Source organism: Rudaeicoccus suwonensis (assembly GCF_007829035.1).
GTDB lineage: Bacteria > Actinomycetota > Actinomycetes > Actinomycetales > Dermatophilaceae > Rudaeicoccus > Rudaeicoccus suwonensis.
Genome location: NZ_VIVQ01000001.1, coordinates 843,022 through 862,747, shown reverse-complemented (window position 1 = coordinate 862,747; position 19,726 = coordinate 843,022). Strand labels below are relative to the sequence as shown.

Genomic DNA, 19,726 nt, shown 5'->3' with positions numbered 1-19,726 from the left:
CTACCAACACCAGTGCGCGTACCTCGGACTGCTAATCACCCAGGGTAGGATTTTCCGGTGAAGATTCTGAGCGTTGTCGGTGCCCGTCCGCAATTTGTCAAACTAGCCCCTATTGACCACGCCCTCGCAGGGGCCGGCGCAGAACACATCATCATCCACACCGGTCAGCATTATGACGCGAAAATGTCGGACGTTTTCTTCAGTGGTCTGCGAATTTCCGCACCCGACGTCGACCTTGCAGTCGGTTCCGGCACACACGGGCGGCAGACCGGTGCGATGCTCGCCGGAATGGATGAGTGCCTGGAGCGTTTCACTCCTGATGTGGTGCTCGTCTATGGCGACACCAATTCGACGGTCGCCGGCGCATTGAGCGCCGTGAAAATGCATGTACCGGTCGCTCATCTGGAAGCCGGTCTGCGCTCGTTCAACCGTCGCATGCCGGAGGAACACAACCGCGTCATCACCGACCACGCGGCCGATCTCTGTCTAGCGCCCACACAGGTCGCCATGAACCACCTCGCAGCGGAAGGCCTGTCGGACCGCTCGGTCCTGGTCGGTGACGTCATGACCGATGTCTTCCTGACCACGCTGGCGGAGGCTTCCTCGATGGCGGCACTGCCGGCGACCGCCACTGCCGGTGACTTCTACCTGTCCACCATCCACCGCGCCGAGAACACTGACGACCCGGCCAGGCTACGCGCGATCATCGAGGCGCTGAGCCGGCTTCCCCACCCGGTCCTGCTGACCGCGCACCCGCGTTTGGTCGCCACGTGCGCGGAATTCGGGATCGACCTGCACCAAGGCGCGATCGAGCCCGTCGAACCCTTGGATTATCAGACATTGGTGGCTACTCTGTGCAAGGCGTCAGGGGTCGTCACCGATTCCGGCGGGTTGCAGAAGGAAGCCTTCCTTGCCCGGACGCCATGCACCACCGTGCGAACCGAGACCGAATGGGTGGAGACGGTCGAACTCGGTTGGAATGCCCTTGCCACACAGCCGTCGATGATCGACGCCCTCGTGACGCGGGACGCCCCGACAGAGACCGACGCCACGCCATACGGTGACGGCCACGCCGCCGAACGTGTCGTCGATGCCCTCGCGAACTTCTGCGGAAGCACATCCAGCGCTCGATCCTGAGCAGGACCGTGATCAGGGAAAGTTGCAACACATGGCAATCAGCAGAAGAACCGTCGTGACCGGTGTGACCGCAGCCGGGATCGTTCCCGTCGCAGCGAACATGTCATCCGCAGCTGCGGCGACACCGACCAATACCCCGCCCATCAACGGCGCGTACAACCCGGCCGGTGCCTACCTTGACTACGACAGCCGTAGCCCGATCGGCAGCGGCAGCAACGTGCAGTTCGACGCCCAGGGCATCATCAAGGTGAAGCTGGGATCCGCGTTTGTCTACAACCCGACGACGATCGCGCAGTACGGCCTGCAGCAGTACGGCTATTACCTCACCAGCGGCAAGCAGGCCAATCTGACCGCGGCGGTCCGCCAGGCGGGCTGGTTGTTCACCAACCAGGACCGTGCCACCGGACGCTGGAACTACAGCTATCCCTTCGGCGTGGGTGGTATGTCGGAGACCCTCCCGGCCGGCTGGGGGTCCGCGATGGCGCAGGGTCAGGCAATCTCGCTGCTCACCAGAATGGCACGGCAGTACCCGAAATCACCCAACTACGCGGCCGCGGCCACCCGGGCGCTGGCGCCGATGACCAAGACGATCGCCAACGGAGGCTTCGTCGCCGACTTCTACGGTCACCCGCAGTACCAGGAGTACCCCACAGTCACCGCGCCCACTCACGCGCTCAACGGCTTCCAGTTCTGCCTGGTCGGCCTGTATGACGCGCAGGCCTACGGCATCGCCGCTGCCAAGCCGCTGTTGAGCGCGGGCCTGACGACCCTTGCCTTCGAGTTGCCCTATCACGACTGCGTCGTGGTCTCGGCCTACCACCTGGGGCACCTGACGAAGCCGACCCGTCCGGTGCACGAGGCGCTGCACTATCACAAGATCCATGTCATGCTGCTCAACGCGATCAACTCCTTCGCGCCCAACCCCGTGTATGCGTTCTACGCCAACCTGTGGGCGCCATACCCTGGTGCCGGTGTTGCCGGGTCGCCGAGCCTCTACAGCGCGCAGGCCGCGCCACTCGTCGGGGCAGGACTCGACCCGGGATTCTGATCGGCGCCGACCTGAAGGCCCGTTCCTCCGAGTGGAGGAACGGGCCTTCAGTCGTTCAGCGGCGTCGTCAGTGATGCCGTCGGCGAGGGTGAAGAACCGTTCGAGGACGACGGCGTCGACGTGGTGGGCGTCACCGACGCCGGGATCGACGAACTCGGCGACAACGCATCGGCATACGCGGCTCCGAGCAGATCGGACCCCCGCGGCGGCGCGTGGTGCAGGATGTCCTGCTGCATCATCAGATAGCTCGCCCGCTGATCCGGCGGGAGCACCGCGGACCAGAGCGGCGCATTGCGTGCTCCCTTGGTCGAACCCTCGACCTCACTCACGATCGTCGAGAATCCGCTGGCCAGGGTGAGTGACCGCAAGGTCGCCTGCAACGACGCCACCGTGACCTTGCCAAGGTCGATGCCGGCATCGAGCGCCTGCAGCACAGCAAGGACGTCGATCGCGCCGTGCGAGGTGTCCTCCGGGCCGTGATTGCCGACCATCGCAGGCAGATACTGGGAGATCCCGGTGGCAGCCGAATACCCGCGGTAACACACGCCTTTGGTCCAGAAGTAGTTCCAGGTCAGTCCCGCACCGGCCTGCCGCACGTCGGCGGCGAAGGTCTGGAAGATCTTTGTCGCACTGGTGCGCGCCGACGGCAGGTGGGCGCCGACACCCAGACCGAGTCGCGCCAGCGCCAGCGCCTGGTTGTGCGGCACGTCCGCACCGTCATACCGCACCGGCGTGCCACGCGGAGTCTTGACGTAGGTGCCGCGACTGTCCGTGGTGACCTCGTCGGCGTGGACCAGCCACGCGCTCGCTGCGGCACGTGCGTAGCGAGCGGCATCGGCGCCATACCTGCTGCTCATGCCGCGTTTGGCGACCGAGGTGGAGAACTCGATCAGTGGGGAGGCGATCATGCCGGTGTGTACGGCGAATCCGACCCGCGCGCTTCGTGGCACCACGGTCTGCGCGACCGGCATCGCGCCGGATCGTTGAACGTCCTGGCAGGTCATCGACATCGTCGTCGGCGCCCGGCGTCGAAGCACGCGCGGCGCGTAGGACGCGGATGTCGGGTCCATCGTGAGCCCCGTGACCGAGTCCACCTGTTTGCCGGTGTTGTCGAGCACCCGCACGTCGAAGCTACTGGTGCCCGGGAGCACGTGGATGGTGTAGCTCTTCGCATGGGCCAGTGGCGCCAGCGCGAAGATCGCCAGCACGGTGCCGGTCGCGTCGGTGACGTTGGCGCGCATCGCGGTGTAGACCGACGCGACCGTCCAGATCGGCAGGGCCTTGCCGGTCCAGTCGCGTCGTTGCAGCACCGAATCACGGATGTTCAGGACGCAGTCGGCAACCTGCACGAACAAGTCGGCGTAGTCGGTGCGGCCGGTCCGCAAAAATCGTTCGTTGAGTGCCTGCAGCACGTATGACGTCCCCCAGGCCACCATGCCGTCGGTGGCGTCGGCGGTAGGGGCGAACAGCTCCGGCTCCTGCTGCTCCAATTGCAGCAGCAACTGGTCGAAGGAGGTCCTGACCTGGAGTTCGGTCAGCGGCTGGCAGGCGGCCAGTGCCAGCGCCGCCGCCCCGCCGAAGGAGACCTTGAGCAGGTCCCTCCTATCGATTCGCATTCCCTCCACGACCGGATTCTATGCAGCGAAATGCAGTGCGCACTGTGGCCAGACCCTGGTCCAGCGTGACGATGTCGCAGGGCTGCCCCAGCACCGCATTGCGGAACTGCTCGTGCTCGACACGCAATGGCTCCGGCTTGGGGATCGCGAAGCGGATCACGTTGCCCTCGGACACCCCACGGAACTGCCGAAGTTCGTCCCAGGTGGTCTGCACCTTGCCGTTCTCGAAGAACGTCAGGTCGGCGGTGAGCGTGTCGGCCACGAAGGTGCCCTTCTCACCGGTGATGATCGTCGTGCGCTCCTTCAGGGGCGACAGCCAGTTCACCAGGTGGTTGACCACGGTGCCGTTCGACAGGCGACCGGTGGCGGCGACGAGGTCCTCGTGGTCGCGGCCGGAGCGATGACCGGTCTGCGCGAAGATCTCGACATACGTCTGCTGGGTCACCCAGGCGGTCAGGTCGATGTCGTGGGTAGCGAGATCCATGACGACGCCCACGTCGGCGATCCGTCCGGGGAACGGGCCCTGGCGACGGGTCGCGACCTGGTAGACGTCGCCGAGGTCACCGGCCTCGATCCGCTTGCGAGCCTGCTGCAGCGCCGGGTTGTATCGCTCGATGTGACCGACGCCGCCGATCAGCCCTCGGGAGCTGAACGCCTCGGCGAGCGCGGTCGCCGATTCGACGTTCTCGGCAAGCGGCTTCTCGATGATCGCGTGGACGCCGGCCTCCGCCAGCGCCATACCGACCGGCAGGTGGAAGGCGGTCGGAACGGCGACCATCGCGTAGTCGATGCCGTGCTCGACGAGTTCCTCGACGGTGTTGAAGACCGGTCGACCGCCGGCGACGCCGTGCTGATCACCGTTCGGATCGACGATGCCGACGAGGTCGACACCGTCCAGCGAGGCGAGGACGCGGGCGTGGTTGCGCCCCATCATTCCGGCACCGATGAGACCGGCGCGAAGGTTCGCCATGTCAGGCACCTGCCTTCGCCAGGGTGTTGACCGCGGAGACGATGCGCTCCAGGTCCGCCTGCGTCACCGACGGGTGCACCGGAAGCGACAGGCACTCGCGGGCAGCGAGTTCGGTGGCGGGCAGGTCGACGTCGGCCTGGAACGGCTTGAGGCGGTGGTTGGGCACCGGGTAGAACATGCCGGAGCCGATGTTGTACTCCTCCTTCAGCGCCTTGGCCAGACCGTCGCGGTCGTCGTGCACCCGGATCGTGTACTGGTGGTAGACGTGCACCGCGCCGTCGGCGACCGGCGGAGGGGTGACTCCGTCGAGGTTGGCGGTGAGGAAGGCGGCGTTGTCCTGACGCTGCTTGGTCCACGCGTCGACCTTGGTCAGCTGAACCCGGCCGATGGCGGCGTTGATGTCGGTCATCCGGTTGTTCAGGCCGACGACCTCGTTGTGGTACTGCTGCTCCATGCCTTGGTTGCGGTAGAGGCGTACATTCCGCTCCATCTCGGCGTCTGCGACCGAAACCATGCCGCCCTCGCCGGAGGTCATGTTCTTGGTGGGGTAGAGCGAGAACATCGCGAACGTGCCAAAGGCACCGACCGGGGTGCCGTTGAGTGCGGCGCCGTGCGCCTGAGCGGCATCCTCGAAGACGTGCAGGCCGCGATCACGGCCGATCTGCATCAGTTGCTCCATCTTGGCGGGGTGACCGTAGAGGTGCACCGGCATGATGCCGACGGTCTTGTCGGTGATGGCGGCTTCGGCGGCAGTGGGGTCGAGGCAGAAGTCGTCGGCGCTGATGTCGGCGAACACCGGGGTTGCGCCGGTCAGGGCCACCGCGTTGGCGGTCGCGGCGAACGTGAACGAGGGCACGATGACCTCGTCGCCCGCCTTGACCCCGGCGGAGAGCAGACCGAGGTGCAGACCGGACGTCCCGGAGTTGACTGCGACGCAGGCGCGTCCGAGCTTGAAGTGCTCGCTGAACTCCTGCTCGAACGCCTTGACCTCCGGGCCTTGCGCGATCATGCCGCTGCGCAGCACGCGATCGACGGCCGCGCGCTCCTCGTCACCGATGAGCGGCTTGGCGGGCGGGATGAAGTCACTCATGATGCGTTGTCCTCCGTGAGAACTCCGTGGTTCTCGGTATAGGTGGTGCCCGTCTGCGGGCAGGTGTATGTCGATTCGGTGATCTGCTCGAGCGGAACACCCGCACGGCCGACCCAGCGGATGCGACGCGCGGGCACGCCGGCCATCAGGGCGAAGTCGGGCACGTCGCGGGTGACCACGGAACCGGCGGCGATCAGCGCCCACCGGCCGATGGTGACCGGCGCGACGCAGACCGACCGAGCTCCGATGGAAGCGCCTTCGCGACACGTCACACCGACCGCCTCCCAGTCGTCACCGCGCTTGAGCGATCCGTCCGGCGCGACCGACCGAGGGAAATGGTCGTTGGTGAAGACCACGGCCGGTCCGACGAAGACGCCGTCTTCGAGCACTGCGGGTTCATAGACCAGGGCGTAGTTCTGCAGCTTGCAGTTGTCGCCCATGTGCACGCCGGTGCCGACATACGCCCCGCGCCCGACGATGCAGTTGGCGCCGAGCACGGCGTCCTCCCGAACCTGCGCGAGGTGCCAGATGCTGCTGCCGTCGCCGATCTGGGCCGAGGCTGCGACGTCTGCGGAGTCGACGACGCGGACGCTCATTTCTGCTCTGCCTGACCGACGACGATGACGCGGACGCCGTCGAAGTTCGCGGCATCCAGGATCCGGCGGCCGTCGACCACGAGCGCGACGCCGGGCAGGTCGTCCTTGCCCAGCTCGCGGTATTCAGCGTGATCGGCCTGGATGATGACGACATCGACCGGCTCGCCGAGTTCGTAGGACTGCCAACCGAAGTGGGCCAGCTCGTCGGCGGAGTACATCGGGTCGTGCACGACCACCTCACCACCGGCAGCCCGGGCGGCGTCGACGGTCGCGAAGACTCCGGAGAAGGCGGTCTCCTTGACCGCGCCCCGGTAGGACGCACCGAGCACCGCGACCTTCTTGCCGGCAAGGCTGCCGTCGAAGGCACCTGCCGCCAGGCCGACGCTGTATGCCGGCATCTCGGCGTTGGCTGCACGAGCGGCGCGCACGACCGTCGCCTCGGGGTCGTTCCACAGGTAGAGCCGTGGGTAGACCGGGATGCAGTGACCGCCGACGGCGATGCCGGGCCGGTGGATGTGGCTGTAGGGCTGGGAGTTGCTGGCGTCGATCACCTGATAGACGTCGATGCCGTGCTCGGCGGCGAACCGGCCGAACTGGTTGGCCAGGCCGATGTTGACGTCGCGATAGGTGGTCTCGGCGAGCTTGGCCATCTCGGCGGCCTCGGCAGAGCCCAGATCCCAGACGCCGTTGCCGCGCTCCAGATCGGGGCGCTCGTCGAACTGCAGCACCCGCTCGTAGAACGCGGTCGCGGCGGCCGCTCCCTTGGCGGTGAGACCACCGACGAGCTTGGGGTACTTGCGCAGGTCGGCGAACACGCGCCCGGTGAGCACGCGCTCCGGGGAAAAGACCAGATCGAAATCAGTGCCCTCGCGCAGGCCGCTGCCTTCTTCCAGCTTCGGCTTCCAGCGGGTGCGCGTCGTGCCGACCGGCAAGGTCGTCTCGAAGATCACGAGCGTGCCGGGGCGCAGGCCACGGGCGATGTCGTCGGTAGCCGAGTCCATCCAGCCGAAATCGGGGCGGGCCTCGTCGTCCACGAACAAGGGCACGACGACCACGACAACATCGCTGTGGCTGACCGCATCGGCGGTGTCGGTGGTGGCGGTGAAGGTGCCCCGTGCGACCACCTCACCGAGGTACTCCCCCAGGTGAGCCTCGCCCGGGAAGGGCTCCTTGCCCGCGTTGACCAGATCCACCACCGCGGGGTTCACGTCGGCACCGAAGACCTCGGCCCCCGATCTGGCGAATTGGACTGCGAGTGGCAAACCGATCTTTCCCAGACCGACAACGGTGACCTTCAAGACAAGCCTCTCCCTGGCTGCAACATCGGCACGGTCCCGTGCCCGGACGCGAGCACAATCTAGCCGCCTCGACCCTTCGCACCGAATCGGGCGGACGACTCACGAGTAGTCTGCGGAGTCGTGAGTCAGGATCCCGCCGACACAGCGCCCATCCCACCGGCCCAGCACATCGAACCGGCCGATGCCCTGGTCACGACGCACCACGAACTGCAGGTCGGCCGGACTCCGCTGCGCTACACGGCGACCACCGGCACGGTGGTGCTGCGCCGCGACGATCTGCACGACGGCGTCTGGAAGGGGCGGCGGGCGACTGCGGAGGTTGCGATCACGTCATACGTCGTCGATGACGCCGACCCCGGCAGCCGCCCGGTGACCTTCGCCTTCAACGGCGGACCCGGCAGCGCCAGCCTGTGGCTGCACATGGGCCTCCTGGGGCCGCGACGAGTCCAGATGGGCGACGCAGGCGCATTGCTGCCACCGCCATACGACATCGTCGACAACGCGGAGACCCTGCTCGCAGTCAGCGATCTCGTCTTCATCGACCCGATCTCTACCGGCTATTCACGCACCACCGACGGCGAGAAGCCGCAGCAGTTCCATGGCTTCACCGGAGACATCGAGTCGGTTGCAGAAGTGATCCGGCAATGGGTGACCCGTGAGAATCGTTGGCTGTCACCGAAATTCATCGCCGGCGAGTCGTACGGCACGACGCGCGCGGTCGCCGTGGTCGATCTGCTGCAGGACAAATTCGGCATGTACTTCAACGGCATCATGCTCATCTCGTCGGTCCTGGACTTCGGCACGCTCGACTTCGAGATCCACCGCAACGACCGCGCGTTCGCTTTGTACCTGCCCTTCTATGCGGCGACCGCGCACTACCACGGCAAACACCCCGGACTCACCTTGCAGGAGGTGCTCGCGCAGGCGGAGTCATACGCGACGCGCGACTATCCGTGGGCGCTGGCGCGAGGCAACCGGCTCACCGCCGGGGAGCGCGCGACAGCCGTCGCCACCATCGCCCGGCTGACCGGACTGAGCGAGGAGTATGTCGACCGGGCCAATCTGCGTGTCGAGCACTGGCGCTATTTCGGCGAGTTGCTTCGTGAGAAGGGGAGGACCGTGGGCCGTATCGACTCCCGGTTCGTCGGCCCCGCGGCGAGCGGCATCGCGGAGTTGATGGATGCCGATGTGTCGATGGATGCCCTGACCGGGCCGTATGCCGCGGCCTTCCAGCACTACGTGCGCACGGAGCTCGGCTATCCCGGTGACGGGCCGTTCCGTGTCATCTCCGAAGCCGTGAACCCTTGGAGTTACAAGGAATTCGAAGGCAAGCCGGTGTATGTCGTCGATCGGCTGGAGCGCGCGATGCGCCAGAACCCACACCTGCGGGTGCACCTTGCATACGGCTACTACGACGGCGCGACACCTTATTTCGCTGCACAGGACGTCGTCGCTCATCTGCAACTCCCGGAGCAACTGCTGGCGAACATCGAGCACAGCTACTACGAAGCGGGGCACATGACCTACGTCCACGAACCCAGCCGTGAGCAGCAGGGCGCCGACCTCGCCGACTTCGTCGAGCGGGCCATCGGTCGCCACACGGTCTGACCTGCCGGACCCGTCGCTCGCCGTCCAGCGACGGGTCATCCCTCAAGGAATCACTGTCCGGTCTGCGACGCCATCTCGAAAAGGCGGTCGGCAATAGGCCGTACGAGAGCCTCGGCGCTGTCGATGAACCGCTCGATACCAGCGGGGTCGACCGGGGCCACGATGCGTGCCTGACCAGCCGACACCCCCTGCACGTCCGGCCGGCGGCGGTGGGCCACGTTGACGAGTTCGTCCACCAAACCGTCGGCGGGCGCTTGTTCCGACCCCCGGAAGGTCCAGAGCCGATCACGGGTGCTCTGGGACAGCAGTTCGGAGAAGTCGACCACGGCGAAGGTGCGACGGAGCACCGCCGGGGCGTACTGCACTGTCGTGGTCCGCACGACGCGGTCGACCGCGAGCACCAGGTCGGCGGAGTCGAGCAACTCCGGGGTCGCCTCGCGAGCGGTGAAATATGCCGCTTCGATCCCGCGCGACACCAACGCGTGCTGCACCGCCCGCTCGATCGGGTCGTCCGGCAGCGCGGTGAGACCGGCACTGCCCACGATCACGCCGGTGCCCTGCACGGCGCGAGCCAGAAGAAGGTGGAAAACCGGCGAGCGACAGACGTTCCCATCACCAACCACGAGGATGCGTCCGGGTTTCATGGCATCCAGTCTGACAACCTTTACCGCAAAAAGCCCGCACCCCCCGGTGCGGTCGGCGAACGACCGATCGACATACGGAACAAAATTCACACCGACACACGCACAGGCAATACTCGGATCGCTCCGACTTTTGCCCCGCCCGATAGGCTGGGTGATTGGTAAGTCGTGCAACCCGAACATTTTCAGTGCACCTGAAACACACATTCGCAGGAGTTCGTTCGTGACGGTCACAGACTTCGTTCGTTTCAGCCGGACGAATGCGCTGCTCTTGCTGTTGTTCACGATTGTCGGTGGGGCGCTGATGTTCGGGTACACCTTCACCAAACCGACCCTGTATTCCGCGACCGCGCAGGGCCTGGTCTCCGCCGGTGGCGCCGACAACACCGGCTCCGCACTCAACGGTGTCAGCCTCGCCCAGACCAAAGCCCAGGAGTATGCCGCACTGGCCTCCAGCGCACCGGTCGCCGAACGCGCAGCACAAGCCCTCGGCCCGAACGCGCCCGGTGGATCCATCAGCGCCTCGGTCAGCGCCGTCAGCTCCGTCATCAACTTCACCGCGATCTCATCCACCCCGAACGGTGCCCGTGAGCTCGCCGACGCCGCCGTCAACGCCACCCGCGACGAAGCAGCACAGATCGAAACCACCGGCGAACCCGCCGGCACCCAACCCAGCGTGCGGATCTACCCCTTCGACAACGCCACCACCCCCTCCCTGCCGTTCTCCCCCGACTTCAAGAAGGCCACCGCCGAAGGCCTCCTCGCGGGCCTGGTCGCCGGCTACCTGTGGGCTGCGTTCCGCCGCCAACTCGACAGCCGTGTCCGCCACCAGGACGACGTCGAACGCCACCTCGAGGCGCCCGTGGTCGGCGTCATCCCCAAAGTCCCCGAACTCGCCGAGGACTACCGCGGCGACACCGGCCTGGGAAACGCAGCCGAGGCCCTGCGCATGCTGCGCACCAACCTGCGTTTCATCGACGTCGACCGCCACCCCCGCAGCATCGTGGTCACCAGCCCAAACCCCGGCGAAGGCAAATCCACCGTGGCCGCCAACCTCGCCCGCGTCCTGGCCGCCGCCGGACAACCCGTCGTGCTCATCGACGCCGACCTACGCAAACCCATGGTCGCCACCATCTTCAACCTCGAAGGCAGCATCGGCCTGACCCAAGCCCTCGCCGGCGACATCACCTTGCACGACGTCATGCAACCCACCACCACCCCCGACCTTGTCGTCATCCCCGCCGGACGCATCCCGCCCAACCCCAGCGAACTCGTCGGCTCCCGCCGCATGGAGACCGCGATCACCGAGCTGTCCAAGGACCACCTCGTCATCATCGACGCACCACCGCTGCTGCCCGTCACCGACGCCGGACTGCTGGCCCGCTCCGCCGACGGCGCCCTGCTGGTCATGCACGTCGGCCGCACCCGCGCCGAACACATCCGCCTGTGCGCCCGCATCCTCACCCAGGTCGGCGGACGCCTCTTCGGTGGCGTCATGAACCTCACACCGCCCAAGAACATGGGCTCCGCTGTCTACGGATACGGCTACAGCGGCAAGAAATACAACGGATACGGGTACGGATACGGCGACAGCCCAGCCCCCACCCCCGCACAGCCATCGCCACCGGCCACTCCGGCTGCACCTACGGCCACGATGGGAACGCAACCGGCCACCGCCGGCGACAACATCACCGATCAGGAACTCGGCCTCTCACGACGAGACCGGCGCAGCAAACAGGGCAAGTGAGGTCGCGCCGGGCGCCCGTTGCGTCGGACCGTCCGGGTCTGCGCGAGGTGCGGCAGCGCGTCACGTGTGCACCGTGCGGCTGCGCCGCCATCGACCTGCGACGACGGCGCACTGCGTCATACGAAACGGTTGAAGACCTCGTCCACCGACGCGTGCAGCGCACGGGTGAATTCGCGTTCACTGAACCGGTCTGCGTGACGCATGATGGCCGCGTGATCCCAGATCCGGTGAGCGTTGTCGCGCACCGCCATGGCGATCTCCCCGGGCGTGGGCGAGTCGAAGAACAGCCCGCTGACGCCCTCGATGACCGTGTCGAGGTAGCCACCGGCACGCAGCGCGAGAACAGGTAGCCCGAAGGCCCCACCTTCGAGCGGGGTGAGCCCGTAGTCCTCATGGCACGGCGCGACGATGCCCGCGCCGTGGCTGTAGACCCATCGCAACTGCGCGTCAGTCAACCCACCGACGATGCGCACATTGACCGGCAGACCCATCCGCAAGTCGGCCTCGAGCGGGCCGCGACCGACGACGACCAGATGCTCGTCGGGCAGCATGCGGAAGGCCTCGATCGCCTGCCGGACGTTCTTGTAGGGCATCAGCCGCGACACCATGACATACGGGCGGATGTCTGCGTTGTGCCACGGCACAAGTTCGTCGACGGCGACCTGGTCGCCGTCGACAATCATGCTGTGCGGGGCATTGAGCACCTGACTGTCGATGCCGTAGATGCGTTGCACCCGATCACGCACGATGCTCGAGTTGCACAGATAGGTGGTGGCGCCCATGGCCGCGTGCCGGTCCCACCGTCGCAATGCCGGCGCCGCCACACTCATCATCGTGCGAGCCATGCTCTGGCGCTCACCGAAGTAGTCGTCCGGCAGGTAGGTCCACCGGGCCGGCGTGTGGCAGTAGACGATGCGCTTGCAGGACGTGGGAAAGCCGTGCGCCCACCCACTGGACGATGCGATCACGACATCGGCGTCGATGAAGTGGCGGGAGGACGCCCACGGCAGCAATGGAAGTGCATAACGATGTTTCTGTCGCAAATACCGCATTCTGTTCATCGGCGTGACGCGGATGTCGACATTCCGAAATTCCGGAAATGTGTGATCAGGTTCATACAATGTTGTATACAGGGGGGCCTCAGGAAATGCCCTCACCATCGCCAACGCAACCCGCTCGGCACCGCCCAGCTGCGTCAGATAATCGTGCGCAATTGCCACTCGCGGTCGTCGAGACGACCTGGTGTTCGTCTCGACGATGCGCGTCGGCCGCGGAACAGTGATCGACATACTTCGGGAGCTCCTCAGCGGGTCAGTAGTCGAACGTTAACACCGGTTGAGAAACTGGACTTATGTCAAGTTTTTGCACCACCACGAAGGCCTGAATTTCGACATTGTGATCACTGTTTCATCGCTGTCGCGACGGCCGCCGCGGGCTCCTCGGAGGTGTCCTCCCAGTGGGGTGTGGGCGCCTCGCCCCAGCGACCGAGGTGGTATCTGTGCCAGAAGTCGCGCAGCCATGGGGGTGGGTCGGGGTGAATCACCCAGGCAGGCAGGCCGCGCTGAGCTGCCTCGAGAGTGCCGGTGGAGAAGATCGACACCACCGGGCGTCCGAGATCCGCGAGTGAATCGCCCGACCCTTCAAAGCTGATGCCGCCGGCACGCATCGCCCGGTGCAGCGCCCTGCTCGCCGCATCGGACTCGTTGGGGTGGGGTCGGTAGTTCGCGCCGGTCGAGCGGCAGAATCGCCAATAGACACCGAAGGTCGTGTGCCGCGCCATCTCGGTGCCGTGCAGTTGGCCGAGCACCACAGCACCGTCATCCCGTATGTCGGCGGGCGGCAGTTGCGCGGCGGACCACAACAGCTGGGAGCCGACGATCTCACTTGTCACGCCGTCGTGTCCGCCGGTGAGGTATGCCGCATCGGCCTCGCTCCAGGCGAGCAGATGGTCGCCGTCGGCCAGCGGCGGCGACCACGGGGTGAGCAGCCCGTGCTGCACGACGATGTGGCGCATCCCGCGCTGCTTGGCCCACTGCGACACGGGGCCGGCGATCGGCAGGAAGGCGCCGAGGGTGCACACCGTCTCGATGGTGGCGGGAAGATCGTGGGTTCCGGCATACGCTCGCGGCTGCCACGTACCGCTCGCGGGCAGGCCGGGGTCGGCCACGGGCGACAGCACGGCTGTGTGCCGGGGGTCGAGGTGACGCAGTGGTTCGAGCATGGCAGCGCGGCAACTGGGCGACAGCACGTCGATGACCACCAGCGTGCGCACCGTGTCCGGTGGCAGGTGCAGCACCGGCGACGCGGTTGGCGCCGGCCGGACACGCGCTTTAGCGGACCGCAGGGCGCCGCCGACCCGGCGTTGCCGGCGGTTCCAGTGCTGCCAGCCGGCCAGATCGCCGGGAAACAGTAGTCCGGTGGCAGCGCTCATGTGTCCTCGTTGTCGTATTCGGGCCTCACCTGATCCGGTTTGTCCGCGTCATCCGGAGTGTCTGGCTTGCCCGGCTGATCCGGGTCGGACGCGGTTCCGGCGAAGGTGAACTCGATCTGTTCGCTGCGTAATCCCGCACCGATGAGCGGCACCGGCGGGGGTCGGCGTGGGATGCGCCTGCGCAGGTCGCCCTCCCAGAACCCGACCGCCACACCCCACCGCCCGGCCAACGCCCGCCAGTCGCGCTCGGACGCCGGGCGGATGAGCATTCGCGCGGACGCTGCGCCCGCGCGGACGATGTCCAGGCGCCAGGCGTGTCCGCGCAGATGCGGCGACACGGTCCACAGGTCGTGCAGGTCGCACAACTCGATGTGCCCGCGGGCCGCAACGCGCGACCTTGCGAAAAGTGCTCGTGCGCCTCGCCGTTCGCGCAAGGCAGCTCGCATCGCGGGAGCCCGGTTGATCAGGTGCCCGGCGCGTTCTGCCCGCACCGCCAGGTCGTTGTCCTCGTTGCCGGACACCAACGCGGCGTCGAAGCCACCAACGGCCACGAAGGTCGATCGCCGGATCGCGACATTGCCGCCGAGCAGGATCGGATAGTCGATCGCTGCGGTGCGGACCTCGACCCGGCCACCGGGCAGTGCGTCCAGATGGTCGGCCCACACCGCGTCGACGGTGGTGAACTCCTCGTCGGTCAGGACGACATCCGAACCGCATGCGATCTCGACGTGTTGGAGAGCATCGTGGCCCGCGCGCACCCAGTCGCGAGCGACCAGGTCGTCGGCATCGCAGAACAACAAGTGATCCGCGCTCGACGCCGCGACGCCGACATTGCGGGCGTATGCCGCACCGGGCAGGTCCGCCGCTGGCACGATCCGCAGTGCCGGGAGCCGGTCCTGCCAGGCCGTGATGGCCGCGGCCGGATCGTCGCCGGAGCGGTTGTCGACGACCAGCACCTCGAACGCCGGAGCATTTTCCTGCCGGGCCAGCGCCTCCAACTGCAACGGCAGGGTCACTGCAGCGTTGTGGCACGGGATGATGACGCTGACGTCAGGGGTTGTCATGATGCCTTTCACGATGACGGCTCTCTAGTATGAGCCGCGCCCGCCACCGATCACCGACAGGAACCTCACGTGACCCACCACGCCGCCGCCGCCGCGGGACCGCTGGGCCTGAGTCACAGCGAAACACTGGTGCTGTCACCGCATCTGGACGATGCGTGGCTGAGTGCTGCCGCCGTCTTGCAGCAGGGCATTGCTGAGGTCTGGACGGTCTTCGCCGGCACACCCGACCCGGCGCAGCGCAGTCCGTGGGACCTCGCGTGCGGATTCGCCGACTCCGACCAGACCATGGCAGCGCGGCTGGCCGAAGACGCCACCGCCTTCGAGGGCACCGAGCTCGCCGTGCGGCGGTTGCCTTTCGTCGAGGGCGGGTATGCCGGTGCCGATCGCCAGCGCGACCTGGCCCAGTTCGCCGACCTGCTGCGGCAGTGGTTGGACGCGCATCCCGGTGGGACGGTGGTGGCGCCTGTCTGTGCCGGCGTGCAGGTCGCACCAGCCCTGTGGGAACGACTGGGATTGAACGACTTTCGCAGCCGCGTCGTCGGGTCGAGTGGCCCGGAGCCAGAGCTGTCCACGCACGTGAGCGCGGCGCCCGCAGATGCAGCGACGACGAGCCGCGACGGCATACGTGCTCTGGCGATCCAAGCGGTCCGCACGGCGATGCACGCCGATCTGCAGCGCCGACGGCGGCGGGCACAGCGCCGAGGGCTCGCAGTGAATCCCGATCACGTGGCCGTGCGCGACATCGCGTTGCAGGTGTGCGCGCAGCCGCCGGCGACACGGGTGGTGTTCTACGAAGACCTGCCGTATCTGTGGCACCAGCGGGGCGCAGCAGAGGCCGCCGCCGTCGCCCGCAGTCGTGGACTGACTCTTTCGGAGCTGACCGTGGATGTCGATGTCGCCGACAAGATCGCCCGGATCGGTTGCTATGCATCGCAATTGGCGCCGTTGGACGCCAAGGGCCGGCTCACCAGCACCGACCACGTGCCGTCCACGGAAACGTACTGGTCCTCCCGGCCGGCCAGAACGATGCAGGCGCGATGAGCGTCATACCTGCCGTCATACCGGCACGGGGTGGATCCAAAGGTGTCCCCCGCAAGAACTTGCGCCCGTTGGGTGGCAAGCCGCTCATCGCCTGGACGATCGAGCAGGTGCTCGCCACCGACGGTCTGCACCCGTACGTCTCCACCGAGGATGACGAGATTGCCGACGTCGCAACGCGATTCGGCGCCTCGGTGATCAGACGACCACCGGACCTGGCCACCGATACCAGCGCGTCGGAGCCGGTGATCGAGCACGCAATCGATGTGATCACCGGCGGCACGGGGCGGCCGGACAACGTGATGTTCCTGCAGGCAACCTCACCGGTGCGGCTGCCCGGAACCCTGCAGCGCGCGGTGGCCGAATTCACCGCAACCGGGGTGGACTCGATGGTCGGCGTGGTGCCGGCCGAGATCTTCCTGTGGCAACGCGACCCGCAGGTACAAGCCCTCTACCCTTTCCAGGCGCGTCCGAGGCGACAGGACATGACTCCTGAGCAGTTGCGCTACCGCGAGACCGGATCGCTCTACCTCACCCGCACCGAGATCTACCAGCACGAGCACAACCGCCTCGGCGGGCGCATCGGGTTGTTCGTGATGGATACATCAGAAGGTATGGACATCGACACACACGACGACTTCGAACGCGCCGAGTATCTCTTCCGCAACAGCTCGCCGACCGGCTGAAGGGGCCGAACTGGCGGCCGAATCGTCAGCAGTGCCAGATCATTTCACGCATGGAATACTTCCGCTGCTGATCACTGTGAGGGCGGTGACCGGTGGTCCGGAAACTCCGCCGCCGGTGCCCGCCACTGCCTGCGGCAGTGGTTGCGTCGACGCCGAGCCTTGCGCGGTGCCAAGCACGAGCGTGAGCTGACCGGCGCCGACGGCCGAGTCGGGCACCAGGGTTGATCCAGGCACCGATGCTGCCAGCGCTGCAGCAGCCGGCTCGTCCAACGGGTTGTACTCGATCTGCGTCGCCGTCTGCAGTTGCGCTCCGGTGGTCGCAGTTCCCTGCCGGTAGCCCTTGGCAACGAGCTTGGCCAGTCGAGCGTGCGCGGCACCGGTCACTCCCGATGAGTTGACGACGCTGACGGTGTAGCCGCCCACGGCCGGCGCGGCCGCCGTCGCAGACGCCGTCGAGTCCAACAGATGCGCGACAATCGCCTCGATCTGCGGCTGGTTGACGATGTTGACGTCCTGGCCGTTGATGACACCGAAGCTCTGCACCGGCAGCGTGTAGAAGTGCAGCCCACCGGCGTCGGCAAGCTTCTCACCGAGGCTGGCAAGGGTGAGAGGGTCGAGGCCGTCGGAAAGGACGACGTTCTTCTTGGCCACGTTGATCAGGTCGATGACCTTGGCCGGATTCAGCAGCGTGCCAGCGGATTTCAGCTGGGTCAGCACACTGATGACGAAAGCCTGCTGACGACGTTCACGGTCGAGGTCGGTGAAGTTCAGTGCCGGGTTGCTCGTGTCGCGACGCTGCCGCACGAAGGCCATCGCCTGCTTGGCGTTGATCTCCTGGACGCCCGCGTGGAAGTTCGCTCCGGAGAAGGTGTCGACGGTGTTCTCCTTGAGGCAGACCGTGATCGGCTGGATCACCTGGGCGAACTGGTAGAAGGCCACCATCGTGACCTCGATGAAGCTGTTGATCTGCACGCCGAGGAACTGGTCGACGGTCTGGATCTCCGCGCGCCGACCGGCATCGCGGGCCTTCTGGTAGGCCGCTTCACCGGTGATTCCTTTAGCGCTCAACTGCTGTTGCGCCTGCGCCGTGGCCAGGCCGTAGGCCTCCTTGATCTTGCCCGCGCACTCACCGTCGGGGCAGCCGGGGAAGGCCACGTAATCGTCCCGCGGGATCGACACCGCCGTCACAGGTGAGCCACTGGCAGGTATGTGGATCAGCATCAACACGTTCGAGTTGAGGCCACCGTCATCCTGGTCGCCGCTGTGCAGGGCGCTGTAGATCGCCTCCGGCAGCGGGTTGCCGTTCTCGTCGAGGCGGCTGTCCAGACCCATCACCAGCAGGTTGGTACCCACACCGTGCACCGTCGTGGTGCCGGCGACCTTGGTGACCGGCAGCCCCTGCAGAGCGGCGGACCGGCGAATACCGCTCAGGTCGTTGTAGAGATAGCCCGCGTAGACCGCGACGGCCACCAGCGCCAACGACAGCACACCGGCGATACCCGCGAAAACACGGCGCCGCAGTTTTCGATTACCCAAGGGACCCATGAGGGCCTTTCCGCAGGGGCGAAGAACTCGATGTCCCCGCGCTCACACCGTGTTTACGCAGCGAAACTGACGACTGCCGACACGTCGGCCGCATGACGGCACAGAGTCACCTGGGAATTCGATAGGTGTTCACATCACGCGGACAGCAGTTTCGCCGCCTCCGGACTGAGCGCCCACAGATCGAGGTAAGGGACGGTGACGTGCCCGGCATACTGCACGCCCAGCCAGTCCGACAGGGTCCGCAGCGCCGCGATCTGGCCCTCGCCGGGCGCAAGGCTCACCATCCGGCGGCCCAGGTTGTCGTAGACGAGAACGGTCCGGCCACTGCCAGCCAGTGCCGCGATCACCCGGTCGACATCGGCCGGGTCACCCAGGGTTCGCGGCGGGTCGTACTCCACCCAGATCACATCGCACCGGCTGTCGATGACATCCCAGTGCTGAGCCAACACGTGGATGTCGAAGCCGTCGATGTCGCTCTTCCAGACGACGAGGTCGGCCGCGTCGGGTATGGCGACCAGGTCGGCCGGGCGCACCCATTCGTCCACCACCTGCGGGTCGTCGCCCCCCACCGCGTTGAACCCGCCAGTGCTCCCGTCACGGGAGTATGCGACGGACGCGCCGACCGGTCCGACGAATCCCTCGACGACACTCGCCCGATCTGAGAACGGGGCCACATTGCGGTGCAGGTAGGACAGAAACCGCTGATCGCCCTCGACGCTGATGACGGCGGTGCGCGGGTCCGCGGCCAGCACTGCCGCGGCAGTGTCGCCGACATTCGCGCCGACGTCGATCACGGTGACGCGCCGCTCTCCCTGCGCCAGTGTCCACAACAGGGCGACGGCGTAGTGGTCGTACGTCGGGTCGCGCCGCTGGTAGAACGGCAGGTTGTGTTCCGGAGGCAGGACCACCGGTATGCCGGCGATGTCGTACCGCTGCTCCTGCCTGCGCAGCGTGCGCACCTTCACTGCGATGGGATTGGTCGCATAACCGGCCATCCGACGGATGAAGCGCTTCTTGCGTGTATTGAGTCGCATTGCAGCCCATCGGTTCGACGACGAATGTGACGACCATAGTGGCCGCCCGCGTGCCCGCGAGATGTATGACGAGCGACCCGCGTCGGCAGCGAATTCTGGCCATTTGTCCAACATTTTGCGCCGCGCCAGGAACATATAATTCTGATCGCGCCAGCCTTTCTGTGCACCGACCGCCGT

17 protein-coding genes are annotated in these 19,726 nt (G+C 66.5%); 6 read left to right on the top strand and 11 right to left on the bottom strand.

Going from position 1 to position 19,726, the window contains the following annotated elements; all coding sequences use genetic code 11:
- Window positions 1–57: 57 nt before the first annotated feature.
- Together wecB and BKA23_RS03955 are read left to right on the top strand one after the other, a co-directional pair.
- The gene (gene wecB, locus BKA23_RS03960; protein WP_145225683.1) at window positions 58–1,137 is read left to right on the top strand and encodes a non-hydrolyzing UDP-N-acetylglucosamine 2-epimerase; all 1,080 of its coding nucleotides are present in this window, start codon (window positions 58–60) and stop codon (window positions 1,135–1,137) included.
- Between the two features lie 31 nt (window positions 1,138–1,168).
- Entirely contained in the window at window positions 1,169–2,185 is a 1,017-nt protein-coding gene (locus BKA23_RS03955; RefSeq protein WP_170226363.1) for a D-glucuronyl C5-epimerase family protein, read from the top strand.
- 47 nt (window positions 2,186–2,232) lie between these two features.
- Here the strand turns inward: BKA23_RS03955 and BKA23_RS03950 are convergent, their stop codons facing one another.
- The 5 genes from BKA23_RS03950 to BKA23_RS03930 are packed head-to-tail and all read right to left on the bottom strand — an operon-like array spanning window position 2,233 to window position 7,755.
- A complete protein-coding gene (locus BKA23_RS03950; RefSeq protein WP_145225679.1) occupies window positions 2,233–3,810 on the bottom strand; it encodes a hypothetical protein in 1,578 nt (525 codons plus the stop codon).
- On the bottom strand, window positions 3,788–4,771 hold the full coding sequence (locus BKA23_RS03945) for a Gfo/Idh/MocA family protein (protein ID WP_145225677.1): 984 nt from the start codon (window positions 4,769–4,771) through the stop codon (window positions 3,788–3,790). The genes BKA23_RS03950 and BKA23_RS03945 overlap by 23 nt, the downstream gene beginning before the upstream one ends.
- A gap of 1 nt (window position 4,772) precedes the next feature.
- Complete coding sequence (locus BKA23_RS03940; protein ID WP_145225675.1) at window positions 4,773–5,861, bottom strand: DegT/DnrJ/EryC1/StrS family aminotransferase; 1,089 nt, start codon at window positions 5,859–5,861, stop codon at window positions 4,773–4,775.
- Window positions 5,858–6,457: an acyltransferase gene (locus BKA23_RS03935; RefSeq protein WP_145225673.1), complete on the bottom strand. Its 600-nt coding sequence runs from the start codon at window positions 6,455–6,457 to the stop codon at window positions 5,858–5,860. Before BKA23_RS03935 ends, BKA23_RS03940 begins: the two co-directional genes overlap by 4 nt.
- Complete coding sequence (locus tag BKA23_RS03930) at window positions 6,454–7,755, bottom strand: nucleotide sugar dehydrogenase (protein ID WP_145225671.1); 1,302 nt, start codon at window positions 7,753–7,755, stop codon at window positions 6,454–6,456. Before BKA23_RS03930 ends, BKA23_RS03935 begins: the two co-directional genes overlap by 4 nt.
- Window positions 7,756–7,875: 120 nt before the next feature.
- Here BKA23_RS03930 and BKA23_RS03925 point away from each other — a divergent pair, with 120 nt between their 5' ends.
- Window positions 7,876–9,363, top strand: a complete 1,488-nt coding sequence (locus BKA23_RS03925; protein ID WP_145225669.1) for a S10 family peptidase — start codon at window positions 7,876–7,878, stop codon at window positions 9,361–9,363.
- 50 nt (window positions 9,364–9,413) lie between these two features.
- Here the strand turns inward: BKA23_RS03925 and BKA23_RS17585 are convergent, their stop codons facing one another.
- A complete protein-coding gene (locus BKA23_RS17585; protein WP_170226362.1) occupies window positions 9,414–10,007 on the bottom strand; it encodes an arsenate reductase/protein-tyrosine-phosphatase family protein in 594 nt (197 codons plus the stop codon).
- A 220-nt stretch (window positions 10,008–10,227) separates the two neighbouring features.
- Here BKA23_RS17585 and BKA23_RS03915 point away from each other — a divergent pair, with 220 nt between their 5' ends.
- A complete protein-coding gene (locus BKA23_RS03915) occupies window positions 10,228–11,751 on the top strand; it encodes a tyrosine-protein kinase domain-containing protein (RefSeq protein WP_170226361.1) in 1,524 nt (507 codons plus the stop codon).
- A 116-nt stretch (window positions 11,752–11,867) separates the two neighbouring features.
- On the opposite strand, the gene BKA23_RS03910 is transcribed toward BKA23_RS03915, so the two are convergent.
- From BKA23_RS03910 to BKA23_RS03900, 3 genes are all read right to left on the bottom strand, one after another.
- Window positions 11,868–13,040 carry a glycosyltransferase gene (locus BKA23_RS03910; protein ID WP_145225665.1) on the bottom strand — a complete coding sequence of 391 codons (1,173 nt, stop codon included), beginning with the start codon at window positions 13,038–13,040 and terminating at the stop codon, window positions 11,868–11,870.
- 110 nt (window positions 13,041–13,150) lie between these two features.
- A complete protein-coding gene (locus tag BKA23_RS03905) occupies window positions 13,151–14,182 on the bottom strand; it encodes a prephenate dehydrogenase (RefSeq protein ID WP_145225663.1) in 1,032 nt (343 codons plus the stop codon).
- On the bottom strand, window positions 14,179–15,246 hold the full coding sequence (locus BKA23_RS03900; RefSeq protein WP_145225661.1) for a glycosyltransferase family 2 protein: 1,068 nt from the start codon (window positions 15,244–15,246) through the stop codon (window positions 14,179–14,181). Before BKA23_RS03900 ends, BKA23_RS03905 begins: the two co-directional genes overlap by 4 nt.
- A 69-nt stretch (window positions 15,247–15,315) precedes the next feature.
- Between BKA23_RS03900 and BKA23_RS03895 the strand changes: the two genes are divergently transcribed.
- Both BKA23_RS03895 and BKA23_RS03890 read left to right on the top strand, forming a co-directional pair.
- Window positions 15,316–16,287 (top strand): hypothetical protein, encoded by a 972-nt coding sequence (locus BKA23_RS03895; RefSeq protein ID WP_145225659.1) that lies wholly within the window; start codon window positions 15,316–15,318, stop codon window positions 16,285–16,287.
- Complete coding sequence (locus BKA23_RS03890) at window positions 16,284–16,970, top strand: acylneuraminate cytidylyltransferase family protein (protein ID WP_145225657.1); 687 nt, start codon at window positions 16,284–16,286, stop codon at window positions 16,968–16,970. The genes BKA23_RS03895 and BKA23_RS03890 overlap by 4 nt, the downstream gene beginning before the upstream one ends.
- A 39-nt stretch (window positions 16,971–17,009) precedes the next feature.
- On the opposite strand, the gene BKA23_RS03885 is transcribed toward BKA23_RS03890, so the two are convergent.
- Together BKA23_RS03885 and BKA23_RS03880 are read right to left on the bottom strand one after the other, a co-directional pair.
- The gene (locus BKA23_RS03885) at window positions 17,010–18,515 is read right to left on the bottom strand and encodes an LCP family protein (RefSeq protein WP_145225655.1); all 1,506 of its coding nucleotides are present in this window, start codon (window positions 18,513–18,515) and stop codon (window positions 17,010–17,012) included.
- 134 nt (window positions 18,516–18,649) lie between these two features.
- Window positions 18,650–19,549, bottom strand: coding sequence for a class I SAM-dependent methyltransferase (locus tag BKA23_RS03880; RefSeq protein ID WP_145225653.1), 900 nt, complete (start codon window positions 19,547–19,549; stop codon window positions 18,650–18,652).
- Between the last annotated feature and the right edge of the window lie 177 nt (window positions 19,550–19,726).

What these genes read in the sequence shown, in the direction of transcription:
- BKA23_RS03955 (WP_170226363.1), top strand. Translation starts at nt 1,169, where the DNA reads ATGGCAATCAGCAGAAGAACCGTCGTGACCGGTGTGACCGCAGCCGGG.
- BKA23_RS03945 (WP_145225677.1), bottom strand. Translation starts at nt 4,771, where the DNA reads ATGGCGAACCTTCGCGCCGGTCTCATCGGTGCCGGAATGATGGGGCGC.
- BKA23_RS03940 (WP_145225675.1), bottom strand. Translation starts at nt 5,861, where the DNA reads ATGAGTGACTTCATCCCGCCCGCCAAGCCGCTCATCGGTGACGAGGAG.
- BKA23_RS03935 (WP_145225673.1), bottom strand. Translation starts at nt 6,457, where the DNA reads ATGAGCGTCCGCGTCGTCGACTCCGCAGACGTCGCAGCCTCGGCCCAG.
- BKA23_RS17585 (WP_170226362.1), bottom strand. Translation starts at nt 10,007, where the DNA reads ATGAAACCCGGACGCATCCTCGTGGTTGGTGATGGGAACGTCTGTCGC.
- BKA23_RS03910 (WP_145225665.1), bottom strand. Translation starts at nt 13,040, where the DNA reads ATGTCGATCACTGTTCCGCGGCCGACGCGCATCGTCGAGACGAACACC.
- BKA23_RS03905 (WP_145225663.1), bottom strand. Translation starts at nt 14,182, where the DNA reads ATGAGCGCTGCCACCGGACTACTGTTTCCCGGCGATCTGGCCGGCTGG.
- BKA23_RS03900 (WP_145225661.1), bottom strand. Translation starts at nt 15,246, where the DNA reads ATGACAACCCCTGACGTCAGCGTCATCATCCCGTGCCACAACGCTGCA.
- BKA23_RS03890 (WP_145225657.1), top strand. Translation starts at nt 16,284, where the DNA reads ATGAGCGTCATACCTGCCGTCATACCGGCACGGGGTGGATCCAAAGGT.
- BKA23_RS03885 (WP_145225655.1), bottom strand. Translation starts at nt 18,515, where the DNA reads ATGGGTCCCTTGGGTAATCGAAAACTGCGGCGCCGTGTTTTCGCGGGT.
- BKA23_RS03880 (WP_145225653.1), bottom strand. Translation starts at nt 19,549, where the DNA reads ATGCGACTCAATACACGCAAGAAGCGCTTCATCCGTCGGATGGCCGGT.